This window comes from Lentzea sp. NPDC042327, from assembly GCF_040647275.1.
Lineage (GTDB): Bacteria > Actinomycetota > Actinomycetes > Mycobacteriales > Pseudonocardiaceae > Lentzea.
The window spans coordinates 49,142-69,744 of record NZ_JBEZBX010000017.1 but is presented as its reverse complement, the minus strand read 5'-3'; the positions used below and the strand labels follow the sequence as shown (position 1 = coordinate 69,744).

Genomic DNA, 20,603 nt, shown 5'->3' with positions numbered 1-20,603 from the left:
GCAGGATGTGACCCGTGCATGCCTTGATCACTCCTGAAGCCCTCGCTGACGCGCTGAGTGCGCGGCCGGCGGCCGTTGTGCTGGATGTCCGGTGGCGGCTCGGTGGGCCGCCCGGACGCCAAGACTACGAGGTCAGCCACGTGCCCGGCGCGGTGTACGTGGACCTGGACACCGAGTTGTCCGCCCCGCCGGGGGTGGGCGGCAGGCATCCGCTGCCCGATCCGGAGCGGCTGCAGGAGGTGCTGCGGCGTGCCGGGGTGCGTGAGAGTGGCCGGGTCGTGGCCTATGACGGGGGTGACGGTTCGGTGGCGGCGCGGGTGTGGTGGCTCCTGCGGTGGGCCGGGTTCAGGGACGTGGCGGTGCTGGACGGCGGGTTCGCCGCCTGGGAGGCGGCGGGGTTGCCGGTGAGCGCCGAGGAGGTCGTGCCGGAGGAGGGGGACGTCGTGGTGCGGGCCGGGCAGATGCCGGTGCTGGACGCGGACGGTGCGGCGGCGCTGGCGCGGGACGGGGTGCTGCTGGACGCGCGGGCGCCGCAGCGGTACCGCGGGGAGACCGAGCCCGTGGACCCGAAGGCGGGGCACGTTCCCGGGGCGCTCAACGCGCCGTCGGCCGGGCATGTCGGGGCCGACGGGCGGTGGCTCGGTGCGGAGGAACTGGCGGAGCGGTTCGCCGGGATCGGGGTGCCGGCGGAGGCGGGCGGTGCGGTGGCCGTCGGCGCGTACTGCGGGTCGGGCGTGACCGCGTCGTCCGTGGTGCTCGCGTTGGAGGTGGCGGGGATCACGTCGGCGGAGAAGCCGGCGGCGTTGTACGCCGGGTCGTGGTCGAACTGGTGTGCGTTGGACAGGGAGGTGGCGACGGGCTGACGGGTGACCAGCCGGGATGGCTGGTCCGGGGTCAGGCGTTCGGGATGCGGTCGAAGCCGGCGGTGGCGAGTTTCAGGGCGGCGCCGCAGGTGTCCAGTTCGTCGAGGGCGAGAACGCTCACCGAGAAGGCGGTGGTGATGGCGGTGGGGTCGTCGGTCAGCATGACGGTGACCTGGCAGTCCTCTTTGGAGGTGGCGACCTGCCAGGCGGTGTTGCCGCCGATCTCGATCTGCTTCTTCTCGCCCTCCTCGTCGACCACCTCGGGGACGGTGACCATCTGGGTCACCACCACGGAGGGGTTGGAGAGGGTGTGGATGCAGCCGCCGTCCGCCGCGGACTTGCCGCCGGTCGCGGCCTCGACGTCGGCGGCCTTGAGGACGCCGCAGGTTTCGAGGCCGGCGGTCTTCTTCTTGGTGGCGATCTTGATGTCGCCCGGTTTCGTCGGGGCGCTGCTGGTGGAGGGAGTCTTCTGCGTGGTGCTGGTGGACGGCTTCTTCGAGGTGGAGGCCGGGGCCTCCGGTTCGGGGGCCGCGTTGGTGTCGGCGACGGCCGAGCCCTTGACCTGCTCCGCGCAGCCCGTGGCGGCGGTGAGGACGAGGCCCAGTGCGAGGAGGAGGGCTGCTGCTGGTCGCGGGTGCATGTCGCCTCTGACCCCTGTTCGGTGGGTTCGGTTCCGGGGCCGTGGGGGGTTCACGCCCGGCGAGGGGACTGTAGGCGCCGGGCGGGGCACGGGCACACGGGGCGACCATGTTGTGATCACGGGTTGGGCCGATCGGTGGGTAGGTTGCAGGCATGGGTAAGCCAGCCGCTGTTGTCTGGGACAGGTCCTTCCTCGGGTACGACCTCGGTGGCGACCACCCGCTGAACCCCGTGCGGCTCGACCTCACGGTGCGGCTCGCGACGGCGCTCGGGGTGCTGCGGGACGTGGAGCTGCTCGTCCCGGAGCCGGCCGGCGACGAGGAGATCGAGCTGGTGCACCGGCCGGGGTACCTGAGCGCGGTGCAGGCGGCGCCCACCGCCGGGTGGGACGTGGGACACGGGCTGGGGACGCCGGACAACCCGGTGTTCGAGCGGATGCACGAGGCGTCGGCGCTGGTGGTGGGCGGATCGCTGAGGGCGGCGCGGGCCATCGCGAGCGGGGAGGCCGACCGGGCGGTCAACATCGCCGGTGGGCTGCACCACGCCATGCCCGACAGCGCGGCGGGGTTCTGCGTCTACAACGACTGCGCGGTGGCCATCGAGTGGCTGTTGCGCAACGGGGTTGAGCGCATCGCGTACGTGGACGTCGACGTGCACCACGGGGACGGAGTGCAGACGGCGTTCTGGGACGACCCGCGGGTGTTGACGGTGTCGTTGCACCAGCACCCGATGAGCCTGTGGCCGGGCACCGGGTGGGCCGGTGAGGTCGGCGGCGCGGGGGCCGAGGGGAGCGCGGTCAACGTCGCGTTGCCGGCCGGTACGAAGGACGGGGCGTGGTTGCGGGCGTTCCACGCGACGGTGCCGGCGCTGCTGACGGCGTTCCGGCCGCAGGTGCTGGTCACGCAGTGCGGTGTCGACACGCACAAGGAGGACCCGCTGGCGGACCTCGAGCTGAGCGTGGACGGGCACCGGGCCATCTACCAGGCGTTCCGCGAGCTGGTGACCGAGCACGGGTTCAAGTGGCTGGCGCTCGGCGGCGGCGGGTACGAGCTGCTGCGGGTGGTGCCGCGGTCGTGGACGCACCTGCTCGCGACGGTGCTGGACCGCGATGTGGACGTGCACCGGCCGTTGCCCGCGGAGTGGGTGGCGCACGCGACGCGCATCGCGCCCGGCTGGCCGCTGCCTGCGTCGATGACCGATGAGTGCGACCCTGGACACCAGCCGTGGGGCGGGGACGCGGAGGAGCCGGTGGACCGGGCGATCCGCGAGACGCGTCGTGCGGTGTTCCCCCTGCACGGACTCGACCCGGACGACCCGAGGGACTGACACCAGTGGCCGACGACACGAACGGGCACAGGGATCCGTTCGACTTCCCGCGGCACTGGGAGGCCGACGTCGTCCTCAGCGACGGCGGCACCGTGCACCTGCGGCCGATCACGCCGGACGACGCCGAGCAGCTCAGGGAGTTCCACGGCAGGCTGTCCGAGCGGACGCGGTACTTCCGCTACTTCGGGCCCTACCCGCGGATCCCGCAGCGCGACCTCGAGCGGTTCAGCACGGTCGACCACCACGACCGGGTGGCGCTCATCGCGGTGCTCGGCGACGACATCGTCGCGGTCGGCCGGTTCGACCGGCTGCACCGCGGGGAGTCGGCGGAGGTCGCGTTCGTCGTCGAGGACGCGCACCAGGGGCGCGGGCTCGGCAGCATCCTGCTGGAGCACCTCGCGGCCGCGGCCAGGGAGGTCGGGCTCGCCCGGTTCGAGGCCGAGGTGCTGGCCGAGAACGGGCAGATGGTCCGGGTGTTCCGCGACGCCGGCTACCAGGTCAGCAGGGCGTTCGAGGAGGGCGTGCTGCACCTGGAGTTCGCTATCGACCCGACCGACGAGTCCGTCGCGGTCGCCAGGGCGCGCGAGCAGGCCGCCGAGGCGCGCAGCGTGCACAACCTGCTGCACCCGCGCAGCGTCGCGGTCATCGGGGCGTCCACCGACCCGACGAAGATCGGGCACGCGGTGCTCAAGAACCTGCTCGAAGCCGACTTCAACGGGCCCGTCTACCCGGTCAACGCCGAGCACCGCGCGGTGCGGGGCGTGCGGGCGTACCCGACCGTGCTCGACATCCCCGACGACGTCGACCTCGCCGTCGTCGCCGTACCGGCGGCCAGTGTCGACGAGGTCATGGACGGGTGCCTCGCGAAGGGCGTGAAGGCGCTGGTCGTCGTGTCGAGCGGCTACGGCGAGACGGGGCCCGACGGGCTGTCCGCCGAACGCCGGCTCGCGGCCGAGGCCAGGGCACACGGCATGCGGGTCGTGGGGCCCAACGCCCTCGGCGTGCTCAACCTCGACCCCAGGGTCCGCCTGAACGCGAGCCTCGCGCCGAAGCTGCCGGAGAAGGGCCGCGCGGGGTTCTTCTGCCAGTCCGGCGCGCTCGGCACGGCCATCCTCGCCAACGCCGCCGGCTGGGGCCTGGGGCTGTCGACGTTCGTGTCGGCAGGCAACCGGGCCGACGTCTCCGGCAACGACCTGCTGCAGTACTGGGAGACCGACCCCGCCACCGACGTCGTGCTGCTCTACCTGGAGTCCTTCGGCAACCCGCGCAAGTTCGCCCGGCTCGCTCGCAGGCTCGGCCGCACCAAGCCGATCGTCGCCGTGAAGTCCGGCCGGCACGCCGTCACGCCCGGCCTGGCCGCGACCGGCGTCAAGGTCGACGAGGCGAGCGTCCAGGCGTTGTTCGAGCAGGCCGGCGTGATCAGGGTTGACTCGCTGGCCCAGCTCTTCGACACCGCCCTGCTGCTGGCCCACCAGCCGCTGCCGAAGGGCAGGCGGGTCGCCGTCGTCGGCAACTCCACCGCCATCGGCCTGCTCGCCGCGGACACGCTGCTCGCCCAGGACCTCGCGCTCGCGGGCGACCCGGTCGACGTCGGCGCCCAGGCCACGCCGGAGGAGTTCGCGAAGGCCGTGCGGGAAGCCCTCGAACGGCCCGAGACCGACGCGCTGGTGGTCGTGTTCGTGCCGCCGGTGGCGGTTCCGGGCACCGCCTATGCCCGCGCGTTGAAAGAGGCCGCGCACCGCACGAAACCGATCGTGTCGACGTTCCTCGCGGTCGAAGGAATTCCCGAGGAGCTGAAGGTTCCCGGGAAAGGCTCCATTCCCAGTTACGCGAGCCCGGAACGCGCGGTTCTCGCATTGGCGCGAGCGGTTCGTTATGCACGGTGGCGCGCCGCGCCCCAGGGTCACTTCATGCGGCCGGAAGGCATCGACGCGGCCGCGGCCAGATCCATTGTGGACGAGAGGATCGAGGCGACCGACCGCGCGATCGACGACCGCACGGCCGTCGAGCTGCTGAGGTGCTACGGCATCGACGTCGTCCCGTTCCGCATCGCCCACAGCGCGGAAGAGGCTGCTCAGGCCGCGGCCGGGCTCGGCTACCCGGTCGCGATGAAGGCCACCAGCGAACGGCTGCGCCACCGCACGGACCTCGTCGGCGTGCGGCTCGACATCGCCCAGGTGGAATCGGTCAAGGCCGCCTACCGGGACCTCGCGGCGCTGTCCGGCAAACCGGACGTGTACGTGCAACGCATGGCGCCCAAGGGAGTCAGCTGCGTCCTGGGCCTGCAGGACGACCCCAGCTTCGGCACGCTGGTCTCGTTCGGACTGTCCGGCGTCGTCAGCGACCTGCTCGGCGACCGGGCCTACCGGGCGGTACCGCTGACCGACACCGACGCGGCGGAGCTCGTCGCGGCACCGAAGGCGGCACCGTTGCTGACGGACTACCGCGGCGACGAACCCGCTGACCTGAAAGCCCTCCAGGACCTGGTACTCCGTTTGGCGGCATTGGCGGAGGACCTGCCGGAGGTGCGTTCGCTGAAGCTCGAACCAGTTCTTGCTTCTGCCGCAGGCGCTTTCGTCAGCAGTGCCCGAATAGTGCTCGGACCTCCTCCTTCGTTGCACGACGCGGGTCCGCGGCGGCTGCGCTGACCCGGTTACGGCAACGATTCTGCAGGTTTCATCCACGCTGAGGTATGGACATGCGTCCACGGGCCGCCTAGGTTTCCGACATCGCCGAGCGCACACAGGAAGTTGCATCGGCGCATGCCCGTGGAATCCAGCTGTAAGAGGGACGAATGACGCCGAGAGCGCTCCTCCGCCTGGTAGCGACGACATGTGCGGCCGTGCTGCTCCTGGCCTCGTGCGCGGGCAGTGACGAGTCCACGATGGTGGGCCGGGTCAGCAAGAACGAACGCATCGTCATCGCCGTGTCCTACGACCAGCCGGGCATGGCGGTGCGCCGGCTCGACGGCACCTACCGCGGGTTCGACGTCGACGTCGCGAAGTTCATCGCGAAGGAGATCGGCATCGACGAGCAGAACATCACCTGGAAGGAGGCGCAGCCCGGCAACCGGGAGACGCTGCTGACCACCGGTGAGGCCGACATGGTCGTCTCGACCTACTCGATCACGGAGAAGCGCAAGCAGGTCATCGACTTCGTCGGCCCGTACTTCGTCGCAGGCCAGGACCTCCTGGTGCGCCTGAACGAGAACCGCATCACCGGCCCGAAGTCGCTCAACGCGACGCTGCGGCTGTGCTCCACTGCCGGCTCCACGTCGGCGGCCTACGTGAAGGAGCAGTTCGCGAAGGACGTGAAGCTGGAGGAGTACGCCAAGTTCAGCGACTGCGTGACCGCCCTGCTGGCCAACAACGTCGACGCCGTCACGACCGACGACGTCCTGCTGGCGGGATACGCGGCGCAGAACCCGGAGCTGCTGCGGGTCGTCGGCGAGCCGTTCAGCAAGGAGGAGTACGGCGTCGGCCTGCGCCGCGACGACCCCGAGAGCAAGGCGAAGGTCCAGGCCGCGCTGCAGAAGATGATCGACACGGGAGCCTGGCGCAAGTCGCTGGAGGCCAACATCGGATCTTCCGGCTACAAGATCCCCGACCCGCCGAAGCTCGCGGCCTGATCACACGGGGCGTGACGTAGGCTCACGCCACGTGAACCGCGTCCCGCCGCACCGCGCTGATCGACCTGTTCGCGCGGGCATCCCAGAACACGGCCGAGTTCCGCGCTACTACGCGGTCAAGGCCGAGCTGTTCGACCTCGTCGAGACCCTCGGCGAAGGTACCGTGCTGCCGTCCGAACGCGAGCTCGCCGAACGGTTCTCCGTCTCGCGCGTCACGCTGCGCCAGGCCGTCAGCGAGCTCGTGCTCGAAGGCAAGCTCCTCCGCCGCCAGGGCAGTGGCACGTTCGTCGCCCCGCCCAAGCTCGTGCAACCGTTGTCGCTGGTCAGCTACACCGAGGGCATGCGAAGGCAGGGGGTGGAGCCCACCCGCACGGTGATCACGCTGGAGGAGCTCAGCGCCGACGAGGGCCTCGCCCGCGACCTGGTGCTCGAACCGGGCGAGAAGGTCGTCCACCTCGAACGCGTGCTGCTCGCCGACGACGAGCGCATCGGCCTGGAGTCGACCTACCTGAGCAGCCGCCGCTTCCCCGACCTGCTCGACAAGCTCGACCCGGGCGGCTCGCTCTACGCGTGCCTCACCGAACGCCTCGGCGTGCGCTTCGCCGAGGCAGAGGAACGCGTCGAGACGGTCCTCGCCACCCCGCGCGAGGCACTGCTGATCGGCACGAACCCCGCTTTGCCGATGCTGTTGCTGCACCGCGTCTCCTACGACGTGGAAGGCCATCCGATCGAACGCGCGCGCTCGCTGTACCGGGGTGATCGATTCAGCTTCGTCGCACGCCTGCACGCAGACCGTTAGGAACGGAACAAATACATCTCCGCGAGCGTCTAGGGACCATGGCGCTGGAACCGGAGATCGGGCTCGTCGGCAGAGACGAGCTGACCAGACTGGTCGAGTCGCTGGTCGAACGTCGTGGCAACCACCCCCTGCCGGTGGTCGTCGCGTACGGTCCCGGCGGCAGCGGCAAGACCTCGCTGCTCGACCACGTCCGCAGGCGCTACCGCGAGGCCCCGGTCGCCCACGTCGACCTCGACAAGGCCGGCTCTCGCTCCTGCAAGGACATCCTCGACGTCGCCGCCGAGCAGCTGCGCTCCTACCGGCACGCCGACTTCGGCCGGATGCGGCTGCCGCGCTACGACCTCGCCCGCCTCGCGTTCCACGGCGAACCGGCCGACGACCCGCACCACCGCGCCCGCGAGCTCGCCGCCAAGCAGATGACCCGGCTGGTCGCGGTCGCCGACGCCGCGGAGGTCGTCGAGGTGCTGCCCCCGGCCCAGGGCCTGGGCAAGGTGCTGCGGCCGTTGCTGCTGTGGCTCATCGGTCTCGCGGTCGTCGCACCGCAGCCGCTGCGGTGGCTGCTCGGCGGGCCGCGGGTCGCGCGCGCCCTGCGGTGGTTCGAGAACCACACCGGCAAGGAGCTGAAGGGCGGGCACCGGCCCAAGTTCGACGCGGCGCTCGTGCACCTGTGGGGCCTGCACCGCTCCGGGGAGACGCTGGAACTCGACCGGGTGCTGGTCGCCGCGTTCCTGGCGGACGTCCAGGCCGCGTACCGGTTCCGCCGCTACCGCAGGATGAACTCCCTGCTGCTGCTCGACGGCGCCGACCTGCTCGACGGCATCGACTCCTACCTGCCGCCGAAACGCCCGCGGCCCGCCGCGCGTCCCACCGACTTCCTGCACCTGCTCGCGGAACGCCGGCTCGTGCAACCGGACGTGCCGCTGCTCGTCATCGCGACGAAGCAGGCCGCCCCGCCGCTGCCCGAGGCCGAGCTCGACCACACGGCCTGGCTGGAACGGTGCGAGAACGAACGGACTGCCCAGTCGATGTTCCTGCCGGTGCAGCTCAAGCCGTTCACACCGGAGCAGACGCGGCAGTTCCTCGCCGAGTGGAACCGGGCCCGCAACAGCACCGTGGAGTCCGAGGCGCTCGTCGAGGAGCTGCACGAGGTCACGCACGGGCACCCGCTCGCGGTCCGCCTGGCCATCCAGCTCGTCCAGTACATGTTCGCGCGCGACCAGGTGCTGCCGTCGGTGCGCGCGGTGTTCGACGAACGCCTGCCGGTCGACGAGACCACGACGTTCCAGGACGCCACGGTAGGCGACTACCTGCTGCTGCGGTTCTTCCAGCGGATTCCCGGTGCGGAGGAGATGCCGGAACGCCAGGCCGCCCGCGAGATCTTCGCCCGCCTGGCCGCGCCGCGCGTGCTGGACCGGCACGTGGTCCACGCGCTGCTGCCGCGGGAGTGGGACCGCGACAACATGCGCGCTCTGCTGGCACAGCTCAGTTTCGCGTCCCGCCACGGCGACGACTTCGTGCTGCACCCGCTGTTGCGCGACCTGCTTGCCCGGCGGCTGCGGGAGGCACCGGACGGCGAGTTCTCGCACGTGGGCGTGCACCGGCTGCTGAAGGAGCGCTTCGACAGCCTCGGCCGCCGTGAGGACGCGCTCTACCACGCGCTCGCGCTCGGCGAGGTCCACTTCGTCGCACAACGGCTGCGGCCGCACGTCGACGAACGCGGTGACGGCTGGATCGCCGAGCTCGCCACCATCGCCGAGGCCCCGATGCCGCCGGGTGAGGGAGAGGAGCCACGTGAGGAGGAATCACGCGCGTGGTGGCAGCGGTTGCGCGGCACCAGCGCCCGCCGCACCCTGCACCGCCACGTCGACCGCGTCGTGCGCCCGGAGACCGCGCTGCTCGAAGACGCCGTCCTCGCGACGTGGGACCTGCGTTCCCGCAGCCGCACCGCGCGGCCGACCGTCGAGATGTACGACCGGGTGCTGCGCTCGCACCAGGAGCTCCACGGTCCCGAGGAACGCCTGACCTCCTACCGCGCGACGAAGAGGGCGCTTGAGCACAACACGCCCGCCTCACCGCCCGCGCCGCTGCCGCGCCAGTCCACCGTCGGCGTCCACCCGTACCCGCGGCACTGGCCCGGCCGCAACGGCGTGCGCCGCGTCGTCGTCTACCTCGTCGCGGTGCTGCTCGTGGGGTACGGCGCGGCGTTCTACCTCCAGAACAGCACGCACTGCCTGCGTTACGGCATCTACGAACCCGGTGAGCTCGTCGCCGACCTGTCCGGCCACCGCACCCGTCTGTCCAAAGTGGATGACGTGCAGTGCGTCGGGATGAGCGAGCGACCCGGCCGGTTCGCCCACGGCGACCCGACCCTGCAGAACAGCGACGACGCCGAGGTCGGCGAGCTGGCCCAGCTGATCGCCGACGAGAACGCCAGGGTCGCGAAGGCCAAGGACCGCCCCAGCGTCACGATCGTCGTCGCCACCATGCTCAGCTCCACGGAGCGGGTGAAGCGCGACCTGTCGGCCGGCGTGAACGAGCTGCGCGGCGCCTACCTCGCCCAGCACGAGTGGAACCAGCTCGACGGCATCGCTCGCAACCCGTTGGTGCGCCTGGTGCTCGCGAACTTCGGCGGCGAGTCGGCGCACGCGAGGGTGGTCGCCGAGCAGATCAAGGCCTACGCCGAACGCGACCGCACCGTCGTCGCGGTGACCGGGCTCGGGCAGAGCCGCGTCTCCACCGCCGCGGCGCTGCAGGCGCTGGCACCCACGAAGGACCGCCAGGTCGGCGTCCCGATGGTCGGGTCGGCGCTGTCGTCGACGACCTACAGCCAGAAGCCGTACTTCTTCCGCATCGCGCCGTCCAACGACCGGCAGGCGGAGGTCGTCGCGCGGATCATCGAACGCACCGAGGCGTTGCGCGGCCGCCCGCTGCACCTCGTGCACAGCCCGGGAGACGAGTACAGCGCCGATCTGGCGCAGCTCTTCGAACGCCGGCTGCGTCCCAGGATGCACGGCTACGACGAGAGCACAACCGTGGCCGCGCAGCTCGCGCACGTCGTCATGGACATCTGCGGCAAGTCCCGCAACCCGCTCATCCTCTACACCGGCCGCACCGCGGAGATCGGCGGGCTGCTGACCGAGCTCAGCGGCAACGGCAACTGCCAGGACCCCGTCGTCTTCGGCGGTGACGACCTCACCCAGCTGGAGACGACGAACTTCGCGGACCTGGAGGGCGTCAAACAATTCGCCGACGGGAGGTTGTACTTCTCCACGTTCGCGTGGACGCCGGACATGGCGCAAGTTCCGCAAACGACGCAACAGTTCTTCCGGCTTTACGAAACAGCGCAGAACCGGCACGTGCGGCGCGCATTTCTTTCGGGCCCCAACGGACACATCCTCCTCGCCTATGACGCGGTGAAGGTCGTCGCGCGCGCCGCTGAACACGGTGAGGCCCGGCAGGCTGTTTTCCAGTACCTGCGCACTTTGCGTGACTTCGACGGCGCGTCCGGGAGGCTGACGTTCGCCCGGGACGACGCGAGCGGCACGTCCGGCTGCGACCCGGTCGACAAGCTGGTCGTCGCGCAGGTCGTCAAGCTGGACAACGGAGTTCTCGTGTCCCGGCACGTTGCGCACGAGGGCACGTGACCGGCAGGAGAAGTGACTGAAGGTCACCGGAATCCCGCCTGGGCCCGAGAAGATACCGCCCGTTCGCACTCGTTTCCGGGAAAGGCTGCGGAGGTACTGTTGACGGCACGAACTCAAGACGTCCGCAGCGGTGCGGAGGAGCGGGGGTGTGCCGTGTCCTTCAAGGCGGAGTTCCTCGCTGAGCTGGAGGACTGCCTGCGCGGTTATGGCGCGGTTCCGGTGAGCAACCCCGACGCGCTGGCGTTGTTCGTGGAGTTCGTCCGCTCACTTCCGGAGACCGACCAGCGACTGCGGTGCCTCGAAGGCGTCGACCAGGGGTCCGGGTCGTTCTGGAACAACCCGGCGGTGTGGTGGGAGCAGGTGCCGCGCTTCGGGACGGGACTGGCCCGGTGCGGGTCGGCGGAGTGCCGCAAGCTGCTCGACGACATGCTCGACGAGGCCATCAGCGACGAGATCGACGTGCTGGAGATGGAGATCCGCGAGCTGCCCAGCTGACCGCCGGCGAGCTGGTGCGGACATGCCTGCCGGCGCCGCAACCTGTTACGGCCGCGGCGCCGGGGCGTTGGATCACCTGGTCGCTACGAGCGACCTGAACAGTTCCCGATAGCGGTGGAGCGCGAGTCGCAGCTCCTCGGTCTCGTGCTTGCCCTCGCCCTTCCACTGGTGGGAGAGCGTGCGGTGGCGCGAGGTCAGCTCCTCGATCGCCTTCTGCACGAGGTCGTCCGCCTTGCGCACCGCGGCGTGCGGGTCGTCGACGAACTCGAACTGCACCGCCTGCCACTCGTCCTCGAGCCGGCCCGGCAACCGCTCGGCCTGGGGGCGCTCGGACTGGGAGCGCTCGATCTGCGCCGTGTGCGCGGTCTGGGTGTGGGTCTGGCGTCCGGACTCCTGCGCCTGGCCGTCGTGACGCGCGGCGTCCTGGCGGTGGGGCTCGTGGCGCTGCGTTTCCTGACGCTGGGCCTGCTGCGGCACGACCTCGCGCTGGTGGGTTTCCCGTTGCGCGGCCAGGTTCTCGTGCTGACCACCCTCGCGTTGCACGCCTTCACGCTGCGTACCCTCGCGCTGGGCGTCGACCCGCTGAGCGTCGACCCGCTGGGCCTCGGTGCGCTGGGCGTCGGCGCGCTGCATGTCCTCGCGCTGGGCGTGCGCGGCGCGTTCCTCACGCCGCTCCTCGCGCACCGTCTGGTCCTTCTGCTCCTGCTGTGCCTGCGCTGCCGCGGCCCGTGAGTGGACGGCCTCAGACATCGCTCTTCTCCTTCCGGGGAACGTCCTTGCGGGAACCCGCGCCGCGTTCGAGCAGGTCGTCGAACAGCTCGCGGTAGTGCACCATCGCGGTGCGCAGGTCCTCGGTGCTCGCCTCGCCGATCTCCTGGCGTTCGGAGATGTCGTGTGCCTTGCGGTAGTGCTCCAGCGTCCGCGCGTGCTCGACGGACAGCACGCTCAGCTGCGCCTCGTACCCCTCGGTGGGGTACCCGCGCTCGGCCATCAGGTCGGTCACCAGTCGGTCGGCGTCCGCGATCGCCGTGTTCGGCGAGTCGACGAACTTGGCCTGCACGGTGGCCCAGTGCCGGCGGTAACTCTCCTGCGCCGCAGGGGAAAGCGGCTTCAGGTCGAACTCGCTGTGGCGGTGCTCCCGCTCGGCGAGTTCCTTCTCCGCGGCCGTCCTGTCGTCACTTTCCGCGACCGCGCGGTCGTACTCGGGGCCGAAGCGGTCGCGCAGCTTCTTGCGCTGCATGGCGGGCCTCAGCACGAACGCCAGGACCACCAGCACCACGAGAACCGCGACCACCAGACCGATGATGGCGCCCGTTGACATGGAAAAACCTCCAAGACAGGCAGGAACTCTGCTGTCCGGAGGCTTTCCAATGCGCGCGCCGGGGAAACATTCAACCCTTGATACAAACCACCTGCTTGAGCTTGGCGACCACCTCGACCAGGTCGGACTGGTTCGCCATCACGGTGTCGATGTCCTTGTAGGCGCCCGGGATCTCGTCCACCACACCGGAGTCCTTGCGGCACTCCACCCCACTTGTCTGGTCGGCGAGATCCTGCGTCGTGAACGTCTTGCGGGCCTTGTTGCGCGACATCCGCCGGCCCGCGCCGTGCGACGCCGACTGGAACGAGTCGGGGTTGCCGAGCCCGCGCACGATGTACGAACCGGTGCCCATCGAACCGGGGATGATGCCCAGCTCACCGCGGCCGGCGCGGATCGCGCCCTTGCGGGTCACCAGCACGTCCTCGCCGAAGTGCGTCTCCTCCGCGACGTAGTTGTGATGACAGGAGATCGGCTCCTCGAACGCGATGTGCGGGAACTCCGCGCGCAGCACGTCGGACACCAGGCGCAGCATGACCGAACGGTTGCGCCGCGCGTAGTCCTGCGCCCAGTACAGGTCGTGCCGGTAGGACGCCATCTCCGGCGTGCCCGCTAGGAACACCGCCAGGTCCGGGTCCGGCAGCTCGGCGTTGTGCGCGAGCGTGCGCGCCACCGCGATGTGGTGCTGCGCCAGCTCGTTGCCGATCCCGCGCGACCCGGAGTGCAGCATCACCCACACCCGCTGGTCGCCGTCGAGGCAGACCTCCAGGAAGTGGTTGCCGCCGCCGAGCGTGCCCATCTGGTGCATCGCCTTGTCGGCACGCGCCTTCACGGCCGGCGTCAGGTCGTCGAACCGCCGCCAGAACGATCCCCAGTCGGACGCGTCCCTCTCGGTGAACGCCGTCGCCCTGTGCTGGCCGAACCCGACGGGCACGACCGACTCCATGCGCGACCTGAGACCACGCAACGTCTCCGGCAGATCGCTCGCCGTGAGCGACGTGCGCACGGCGGTCATGCCGCAGCCGATGTCCACGCCGACGGCCGCGGGGGAGACGGCGTCGCGCAACGCGATCACCGAGCCCACCGTGGCCCCCTTGCCGTAGTGCACGTCCGGCATCACGGCGATGTGCTTGACGGCCCACGGCAGCGCGGAGATGTTCTGGAGCTGTCGCATGGCGAACTCCTCGACCTCGTCGGGCCGGGTCCACATGCGGATGTCCACGTTCTGGCCGCGGACGACGGTTGCTGCCATGGGAACGAGGTTAGGCCGCGTTCTCGTTGATCCACAAAGGAGTTTCCGCGGCCGACACGAACTCCCAGGTGCCCTTGCGCACCTTCGCCCTGCTCATGTCGCCGCCCAGGGACGTGACGAACGCGCGCACGACCGGCAGGTCTACGACGCCCGCGATGAGGATCGCCCGGTTCTGGAGCGTGACGCTGCCGCCACCGAGCGTCTCGCGCGCCACGACGTCGTTGAGCAGGCCTTCCCGCAGCTGCTGCGCGGTGATGCCGTCGACCTCGACCTGCACGGCGTCGACCTGCGGCGAGTTCGCGGGCAGGAAGCGGAACGTCAGCACCGACTCCTGCCGGAACCGCTTGCCGATCGTGGCGGCGGCGTGCCGCAGGCCCTCCTCGCCGAGGGTGACGTCGAACTTGCGGGAGCGCTCGAACGTCGTCCGCTGCTGCTCGCTCGACCAGAACACGCCGTCGAGCAGCGTGGAGCGGGTGGTGACGCCGCCGTGGGCGAAGACGATGCCGCGGACCTCGCGGTCGAAGCCGGTCAGCCGGTCCCGCAGGCGGGAGTCGGCGGGGTCGGTGATGATCGCGGTGTTGTTCGTCGCGAAGATCTCCGGCAACGGCAACGGGGTGCCCGCCGCCGTTCCGGTGGAGACCGAGAACGCCAGCACCGACGTGACTGCAACGAGTAGTTTTCGCATGCGCGTCAAGGTATTGGCCCGAGCCGGTCGGCGTGCGGAATCCCAGCAGGCGGGCCGGGTCGATCATTGACAGCCGCACAGAACGTGAGAATCCTTCAGCCATGGATCGCGTGTGTGTCATCGGAGCGGGTTCGTCCGGCATCGCCGCTTGTCAGGTGCTGAGCGCCCGCGGCGTCGACTACGACTGCTACGAGGCCGGCTCCGACATCGGCGGGAACTGGCGCTACCTCAACGACAACGGCATGTCGTCCGCCTACCGCTCGCTCCACATCAACACCTCGCGGCAGATGATGGAGTTCAGGTCCTTCCCGATGCCGGCGCACCTGCCGGCGTACCCGTCGCACTTCCAGATCGCCGAGTACTTCGACGACTTCGTGAAGCACCACGGCTTCCGCGACCGCATCCGGTTCCGCACCGAGGTCACGTCCGTGGTGCCCACCGCCGGTGGCTACGCGGTCACCTCGCGCGACCGGGACACGGGGGAGCCGGTCACGACCCCGTACGGCTCGGTCGTCGTCGCGAACGGGCACCACTGGTCGCCGCGCTGGCCGGAGCCGGCGTTCGAGGGCACGTTCGACGGCGAGCAGATGCACGCGCACTTCTACAAGACGCCGGAGCGGTTCGCCGGCAAGAAGGTCCTGGTGCTCGGCATCGGCAACTCGGCCTGCGACATCGCCGTCGAGTCGTCGCGGGTGTCCGCGCGGACGTTCCTGGCGATGCGCCGCGGCGCGCACATCATGCCGAAGTTCCTGTTCGGCATGCCGACCGACCACCTGACGACCTCGCCGCTGGCCCGGTTCGCGCCGTCGTGGCTGCAGGCGCTGTCACTGCGGCTCATGTTGCGGATCTCGCGCGGCAAGCTCACCGACTACGGTCTGCCGCAGCCCGCGCACGGCATCCTCGCCGCGCACCCGACGGTGTCCGACGACCTGCTCACCCGGCTCGGGCACGGCGACATCACGGTGAAGCCGAACGTCGCCCGGCTCGACGGGACCGGTGTCGTCTTCACCGACGGCAGCCGCGAGGACGTCGACGTCATCGTCTACTGCACCGGCTACAAGGTCGAGTTTCCGTTCCTGGAGGCGTCCGCGTTCCCCTCGGTGTCGTCGGCCGACAACGAGGTGTCGCTCTACAGGCGGGTCGTCGACCCCGAGCACCCCGGGCTCTACTTCCTCGGGCTGATCCAGCCGCTCGGAGCGGTCATGCCGCTCGCGGAGGCGCAGGCCGAGTGGGTCGCCGACCTGCTCACCGGACGGGCGGTGCTGCCGCCGGTGCCGGACATGAAAGCGGAGGTCCTCGCGTACCGGCAGGGGCTGCGCAGCCGGTACGTCGCGTCGAAGCGGCACACCCTGGAGGTCGACTTCCTCGGGTACCAGCGGGAGCTGCTGGCGGAACGGCGCCGCACGCCCGCTCACTGATATATCGGCTGCTTCGTAGCTCACGACACCCTGCTGACCTGCATCTTAGCAATGAGTCTTTGGACGACGACTGCAAAAGAATCGTTGCAAAGGGGCAGGGCAGCAGCTAGCTGGAGGTGAGCTGACGGTGGTGAGCTGACGGGTGGTGAGCTACGGGAAGGCTGGGGCAGGCGTGACAGGGGAGCGGGCTGGGTACGGTCCAGGTGTGGCTCAGGTGATCGTGCTCAACGGCGGGTCCAGCGCGGGCAAGTCCGGGATCGCGCGGTGCCTGCAGGCGGTGTTCCCGGAGCCGTGGCTGGCGTTCGGGGTGGACACGCTGATCGACGCGATGCCGGCGCGGTTGCGGCTCGGCGAGGAGGGCATCGGGTTCGCCGACGACGGTGAGGTGACCGTCGGCGGGGAGTTCCGCGAGCTGGAGGACGCGTGGATCGGCGGTGTCGCCGCGATGGCACGGGCCGGGGCGCGCGTGATCGTGGACGAGGTGTTCCTCGGCGGCACGGAGTCGCGGGCGCGGTGGGAGAAAGCGCTGCACGGGCTCGACGTGGTCTGGGTCGGGGTGCGGTGCGACGCGACCGTCGCCACCGGGCGTGAGCTAGCCCGCGGGGACCGGGTGACCGGAATGGCGGAGGCGCAGGCGGACCTGGTGCACCGGGACATGACCTACGACGTCGAGGTCGACACCACGCACACCGAGTCGCTCGACTGCGCGAAAGCGATTGCGGGTTTCCTGAGCAGCAAGAACGGCTGAGCCAGGGGGTTCGGTGGGCGCCACACCGAACCGGTGAACGGGACTCAGGTCAGCAGCACTCGCAGCACGTGCAGCACTCGTCCGTCATCGGGATCACCTCCCCTCCGGTGGGCACCACGGGGGACAGTCGGTGCTCTCGACCATCTCCGCCAGCTCGGTGCGGAGCCGGGCCAGCCGCGTCATCTCGGCGTCGATGTCCGCGATGTGCCGCCGCAGCAGCTCCGAGGCGGGTTCGCACGGGCACTCGCCGGTGTCGCGGACGGCCAGCAGCGAGGCGATCTCGCGCAACGTGAGCCCGAACCGCTGGCAGTCGCGGATGAACCGGATCCGCTCGGCGGCCGCCTCCGGGTACTGCCGGTAGCCCGACGACGTGCGCGGCGGGGGAGCGAGCAACCCCGCCCGCTCGTAGTACCGCACCGTGTCCGGCGCGACCCCCACCTCCCGTGCGAGCTCCGCAACTCTCATGCCGCCCACGCTAAACCTGGGAGTGCACTCCAGGGTCAAGCACGACGAAGGGGGCGGCTGGCGTGATGCCGGCCGCCCCCTTCGGGCGAACGGGTCAGTGCACGCCGAGCACGCCGTCGACGCGGCGCGGGATGCCCAGCGGGTTCGCGTCCTGCAGCTCGGCCGGCAGCAGGGCGTCCGGCCACGACTGGTAGGTCACCGGTGCGATCCAGCGGCGGATCGACGTCGCGCCCACCGAGGTGTGCAGCGGGTTCGTCGTCGACGGCCACGGGCCACCGTGGTGCTGGCCCCACGCCACGGCGACACCGGTCGGCCAGGCGTTGAAGATGATGCGGCCCGCGACGTGCCGCAGGACCTCGGCGACCGCACCGGCCTCGGCGTGGTCCGACTCGGCCGCGTGCACGGTGCCGGTCAGCGTTCCCGGCAGCTTCGCGAGCACGGGGTGCAGCTCCGCGGGCGACGAGTACGTCACGACCAGCGCCGCCGGGCCGAAGTGCTCCTCGGTCAGCTTCTCCAGGTTCTGCTCGAACACCGAGATCGGCACGCTGAACAGCCGCGGCGACACCGCCCACGCCTCGTCCGGCCGGCTGCCGGTCGACACGACGGTCACCAGGTCCGACGCGGCCAGCGCGTCCGTCGAGGCGGTGTAGGAGTCGCACATCCGCTCGTTGAGCATCGCGCCACCGGCCGTCGCCGCCACCGCCTCGCCCAGCGCGGGCACCAGCTCCGCGGGCGCGAACACCAGGCCGGGGTTCGTGCAGAACTGGCCGACGCCCATCGTCAGCGACTGCGCGAAACCGGCGGCGACGTCCGGGGTCGCCGCACCCGGCAGGATCACCGTCGGGTTCACGCTGCCCAGCTCGCCGTAGAACGGGATCGGGTCCGGCCGGCCCTGCGCCAGGTCGAACAACGCCCGCCCGCCACCGGTCGACCCGGTGAAGCCGACGGCCCGCACGACCGGGTGCTGCACCAGGGCCACACCGGCCTGGGTGCCGTAGACGATCCCGAACACGCCCTCGGGCGCACCGGCCGCGCGCAGCGCGTCCACGACCACGCGGGCGGTCTCCCGCGAGGTCGACGGGTGCGCCGAGTGTGCCTTCACCACGACGGAACAGCCGGACGCGAGCGCGGACGCCGTGTCACCGCCGGCCACCGAGAACGCGAACGGGAAGTTCGACGCGGAGAACACCGCGACCGTCCCCAGTGGACGCAGCACGCGGCGCAACACCGGGCGCGGCGGGATGATGTCCGGGTTCGCCGAGTCCAGCGTCGCCTCGACGTAGCTGCCCTCGCGCAGCACCTCCGCGAACAGCCGCAGCTGGTTCGTCGTGCGCTTGAGCTCGGTGGTCAGCCGCGGCACGCCCAGCGCCGTCTCGCTGTCCGCCGTGGAGACCAGCAGCTCCGACTCCGCGTCGAGCGCGTCGGCGACCTCCTCCAGCACCACCGCGCGGTCGGCGGCCGGCGCGAGCGACCACGCCGGGAACGCGACGGCGGCAGCCGAGGCGATCCGGTCCACCTCGCTGTCCGGGGTCTTGGCGACCGGTTCGCCGAACGGCTCACCGGTGCGCGGGTTGTATCCCTGAACGACGTGGCTCAACGCCCTGCCTCCTTGACTGCCGTGTCGAAATCGGGGCCGCACCAGGCCCCGCCCACGTACTTGCCCGCATACGACGACGGGTCGAGCTCACCGCCGTGCGCGGCCAGCACCTCTTCCGCGAACACCTCGGAGTCGTCCTGCGGTTCGTAGCCCAGTGCGCGGGCCTCGTCGAGCGAGAACCAGCCGCGCGTGTTGGCCGAGACGCCCCACACGATCCGGAACCCCGGTGAGGCGACCGACAGCGCCGCCTCGAACAGCCGGGCGCCGTCGTCGGGTGACATCCACGTCGACAGCATCCGCACGTCGCGCGGCTTCGGGAAGCACGAGCCGATGCGCAGTGCGATCACGTCCATCCCGTAGCGGTCGGCGTACAACGACCCCAGCGCCTCCAGCGCCACCTTCGACACACCGTAGTAGGTGTCCGGGCGCGGGAAGAGGTAGTCACCGGCCTCGCCGTCGGCGCGTTCGACGTACCCGACGGCGTGGTTGGAGCTCGCCAGCACCACCCGCCGCACACCGCAGCGGCGCGCGACCTCCAGGACCGTGTGCGTGCCGTCGATGTTGACCCGCAGGATCTTCTCCCACGACTCCTCCAGGCTGTGCCCGCCGAGGTGGATCACGGCGTCCACGTCCCGCATCGCCGCCTCCATCGCGGCCATGTCGGTCACCGACGCCTGGACGAGCTCGACGTCCTCGCCGTCCGCCGCGGCGGGCAGCTCGGCGATGTCCAGCAGCCGCAGGACACGGCCCTGTGCGGCGAGCCGGGGACGCATGAGCGTTCCCACCACGCCGGCCGCGCCGGTGATCAGGATGCGTGCGGTCACGGGTTCGACCCCTCCGTCGTGTGCGTGTGTCTGGTGGAGCTCGGGTTCAGCGGCCGAACTGGCGGAGGAGCTCGGTGATCGTCCTGGCGGCGTCCAGCAGGGCGGCGATGACCTGCCGCTCGTGTTCCGGGGTCAGCCGGCCCAGCGGGACAGAGCAGCTCATCGCGTCCAGCACGGGGTTGCGGTACGGCAGGGCGACGGCGAAGCAGCCGAGCCCCGGCGTGTTCTCCTCGCGCTCGTGGGCGTACCCGGCGTTGCGGAACCCGGCGAGCTGCTCGTGCAGGGCCGCCCGGTCGGTTACCGTGTTCGGCGTCAGCGGCGCCAGCCCGTCGGGGAGGATCAGGTCGACCTCCTCCGGCGTCCGCGTGGACAGCACGGCCTTGCCCAGCGACGTGGAGTGCGCGGGCAGCCGGCGGCCGACGCGCGAGACGACGCGCAGGTGGTGCTCGGACTCGCGGCTCGCCAGGTAGACGACGTCGGCACCGTCCAAACGGGCGAGGTGCACGGTCTCGTTGATCTCCTGGCGCACCTGCTCCATCACCCGGATGGCCGCCCGCACGACGGGGTCGTGGTCCAGGTAGGACGTACCGACGAGCAGCGCGCGAACGCCGATGCCGTAGGTGCCCCTGTCCGAGTCGACCTCCACCCAGCCGCGCGCGACGAGCGTCTGCAGCAGCATGTAGAGGCTGGACTTGGGGTAGCTGAGCTCGCGGTGCAGCTCCGTGAGCGTCAGCCTGCGGTCTGACGCGGACAGCACCTCGAGCAGCTCCACCGTGCGGTCGGCGGACTTCACCGCACCCGGACGAGCCGTGCCCTTGTCGATCGGCGACGCCACCTGGCCTCCTCGAAACAGGAAAGCAACTTGCCCTTGACACGTTGCTGTCCTGATTCTTACAGTCCTG

At 70.7% G+C, this 20,603-nt stretch carries 18 protein-coding genes; 9 read left to right on the top strand and 9 right to left on the bottom strand.

Features of this window, described 5'->3' with window-relative positions:
* The first annotated feature begins 14 nt into the window (after positions 1 to 14).
* Positions 15 to 863: a sulfurtransferase gene (locus AB0A63_RS33640; protein WP_360398396.1), complete on the top strand. Its 849-nt coding sequence runs from the start codon at positions 15 to 17 to the stop codon at positions 861 to 863.
* A gap of 31 nt (positions 864 to 894) precedes the next feature.
* Here the strand turns inward: AB0A63_RS33640 and AB0A63_RS33635 are convergent, their stop codons facing one another.
* Positions 895 to 1,503 carry a hypothetical protein gene (locus tag AB0A63_RS33635; RefSeq protein WP_360398394.1) on the bottom strand — a complete coding sequence of 203 codons (609 nt, stop codon included), beginning with the start codon at positions 1,501 to 1,503 and terminating at the stop codon, positions 895 to 897.
* 152 nt (positions 1,504 to 1,655) lie between these two features.
* On the opposite strand from AB0A63_RS33635, the gene AB0A63_RS33630 reads away from it, so the two are divergent.
* From AB0A63_RS33630 to AB0A63_RS33605, 6 genes are all read left to right on the top strand, one after another.
* A complete protein-coding gene (locus tag AB0A63_RS33630; RefSeq protein ID WP_360398392.1) occupies positions 1,656 to 2,828 on the top strand; it encodes an acetoin utilization protein AcuC in 1,173 nt (390 codons plus the stop codon).
* 5 nt (positions 2,829 to 2,833) lie between these two features.
* Positions 2,834 to 5,476, top strand: coding sequence for a GNAT family N-acetyltransferase (locus AB0A63_RS33625; protein WP_360398390.1), 2,643 nt, complete (start codon positions 2,834 to 2,836; stop codon positions 5,474 to 5,476).
* Between the two features lie 194 nt (positions 5,477 to 5,670).
* Positions 5,671 to 6,456, top strand: a complete 786-nt coding sequence (locus AB0A63_RS33620; protein ID WP_360398388.1) for a glutamate ABC transporter substrate-binding protein — start codon at positions 5,671 to 5,673, stop codon at positions 6,454 to 6,456.
* 31 nt (positions 6,457 to 6,487) lie between these two features.
* Complete coding sequence (locus tag AB0A63_RS33615) at positions 6,488 to 7,255, top strand: GntR family transcriptional regulator (RefSeq protein ID WP_360398386.1); 768 nt, start codon at positions 6,488 to 6,490, stop codon at positions 7,253 to 7,255.
* 38 nt (positions 7,256 to 7,293) lie between these two features.
* A complete protein-coding gene (locus tag AB0A63_RS33610) occupies positions 7,294 to 10,899 on the top strand; it encodes a hypothetical protein (protein ID WP_360398384.1) in 3,606 nt (1,201 codons plus the stop codon).
* Positions 10,900 to 11,052: 153 nt separating this feature from the next.
* Positions 11,053 to 11,394, top strand: coding sequence for a hypothetical protein (locus AB0A63_RS33605; RefSeq protein WP_360398382.1), 342 nt, complete (start codon positions 11,053 to 11,055; stop codon positions 11,392 to 11,394).
* A 72-nt stretch (positions 11,395 to 11,466) separates the two neighbouring features.
* Here AB0A63_RS33605 and AB0A63_RS33600 read toward each other — a convergent pair whose 3' ends face one another.
* From AB0A63_RS33600 to AB0A63_RS33585, 4 genes are all read right to left on the bottom strand, one after another.
* Positions 11,467 to 12,144 (bottom strand): hypothetical protein, encoded by a 678-nt coding sequence (locus AB0A63_RS33600; protein WP_360398380.1) that lies wholly within the window; start codon positions 12,142 to 12,144, stop codon positions 11,467 to 11,469.
* The gene (locus AB0A63_RS33595) at positions 12,137 to 12,715 is read right to left on the bottom strand and encodes a hypothetical protein (RefSeq protein ID WP_360398378.1); all 579 of its coding nucleotides are present in this window, start codon (positions 12,713 to 12,715) and stop codon (positions 12,137 to 12,139) included. Before AB0A63_RS33595 ends, AB0A63_RS33600 begins: the two co-directional genes overlap by 8 nt.
* Positions 12,716 to 12,785: 70 nt before the next feature.
* Positions 12,786 to 13,964, bottom strand: coding sequence for an RtcB family protein (locus AB0A63_RS33590; RefSeq protein ID WP_360398376.1), 1,179 nt, complete (start codon positions 13,962 to 13,964; stop codon positions 12,786 to 12,788).
* Between the two features lie 10 nt (positions 13,965 to 13,974).
* Positions 13,975 to 14,649 (bottom strand): hypothetical protein, encoded by a 675-nt coding sequence (locus AB0A63_RS33585; protein WP_360398374.1) that lies wholly within the window; start codon positions 14,647 to 14,649, stop codon positions 13,975 to 13,977.
* Positions 14,650 to 14,750: 101 nt separating this feature from the next.
* On the opposite strand from AB0A63_RS33585, the gene AB0A63_RS33580 reads away from it, so the two are divergent.
* Positions 14,751 to 16,067: an NAD(P)-binding domain-containing protein gene (locus AB0A63_RS33580; RefSeq protein WP_360398372.1), complete on the top strand. Its 1,317-nt coding sequence runs from the start codon at positions 14,751 to 14,753 to the stop codon at positions 16,065 to 16,067.
* A gap of 205 nt (positions 16,068 to 16,272) precedes the next feature.
* Complete coding sequence (gene cpt, locus AB0A63_RS33575; RefSeq protein WP_360398370.1) at positions 16,273 to 16,815, top strand: chloramphenicol phosphotransferase CPT; 543 nt, start codon at positions 16,273 to 16,275, stop codon at positions 16,813 to 16,815.
* Between the two features lie 93 nt (positions 16,816 to 16,908).
* Here the strand turns inward: cpt and AB0A63_RS33570 are convergent, their stop codons facing one another.
* From AB0A63_RS33570 to AB0A63_RS33555, 4 genes are all read right to left on the bottom strand, one after another.
* Positions 16,909 to 17,280, bottom strand: a complete 372-nt coding sequence (locus AB0A63_RS33570; protein ID WP_360398368.1) for a heavy metal-responsive transcriptional regulator — start codon at positions 17,278 to 17,280, stop codon at positions 16,909 to 16,911.
* Positions 17,281 to 17,374: 94 nt separating this feature from the next.
* Entirely contained in the window at positions 17,375 to 18,877 is a 1,503-nt protein-coding gene (locus tag AB0A63_RS33565) for an aldehyde dehydrogenase (NADP(+)) (RefSeq protein WP_360398366.1), read from the bottom strand.
* Entirely contained in the window at positions 18,874 to 19,701 is an 828-nt protein-coding gene (locus AB0A63_RS33560; RefSeq protein WP_360398364.1) for an NAD(P)-dependent oxidoreductase, read from the bottom strand. Before AB0A63_RS33560 ends, AB0A63_RS33565 begins: the two co-directional genes overlap by 4 nt.
* Positions 19,702 to 19,747: 46 nt before the next feature.
* On the bottom strand, positions 19,748 to 20,536 hold the full coding sequence (locus tag AB0A63_RS33555; RefSeq protein WP_360398362.1) for an IclR family transcriptional regulator: 789 nt from the start codon (positions 20,534 to 20,536) through the stop codon (positions 19,748 to 19,750).
* Between the last annotated feature and the right edge of the window lie 67 nt (positions 20,537 to 20,603).

Coding starts and splice junctions, on each gene's coding strand:
- AB0A63_RS33635 (WP_360398394.1), bottom strand. CDS start 1,503: ATGCACCCGCGACCAGCAGCAGCCCTCCTCCTCGCACTGGGCCTCGTC.
- AB0A63_RS33630 (WP_360398392.1), top strand. CDS start 1,656: ATGGGTAAGCCAGCCGCTGTTGTCTGGGACAGGTCCTTCCTCGGGTAC.
- AB0A63_RS33610 (WP_360398384.1), top strand. CDS start 7,294: ATGGCGCTGGAACCGGAGATCGGGCTCGTCGGCAGAGACGAGCTGACC.
- AB0A63_RS33600 (WP_360398380.1), bottom strand. CDS start 12,144: ATGTCTGAGGCCGTCCACTCACGGGCCGCGGCAGCGCAGGCACAGCAG.
- AB0A63_RS33595 (WP_360398378.1), bottom strand. CDS start 12,715: ATGTCAACGGGCGCCATCATCGGTCTGGTGGTCGCGGTTCTCGTGGTG.
- AB0A63_RS33590 (WP_360398376.1), bottom strand. CDS start 13,964: ATGGCAGCAACCGTCGTCCGCGGCCAGAACGTGGACATCCGCATGTGG.
- AB0A63_RS33585 (WP_360398374.1), bottom strand. CDS start 14,649: ATGCGAAAACTACTCGTTGCAGTCACGTCGGTGCTGGCGTTCTCGGTC.
- AB0A63_RS33580 (WP_360398372.1), top strand. CDS start 14,751: ATGGATCGCGTGTGTGTCATCGGAGCGGGTTCGTCCGGCATCGCCGCT.
- AB0A63_RS33570 (WP_360398368.1), bottom strand. CDS start 17,280: ATGAGAGTTGCGGAGCTCGCACGGGAGGTGGGGGTCGCGCCGGACACG.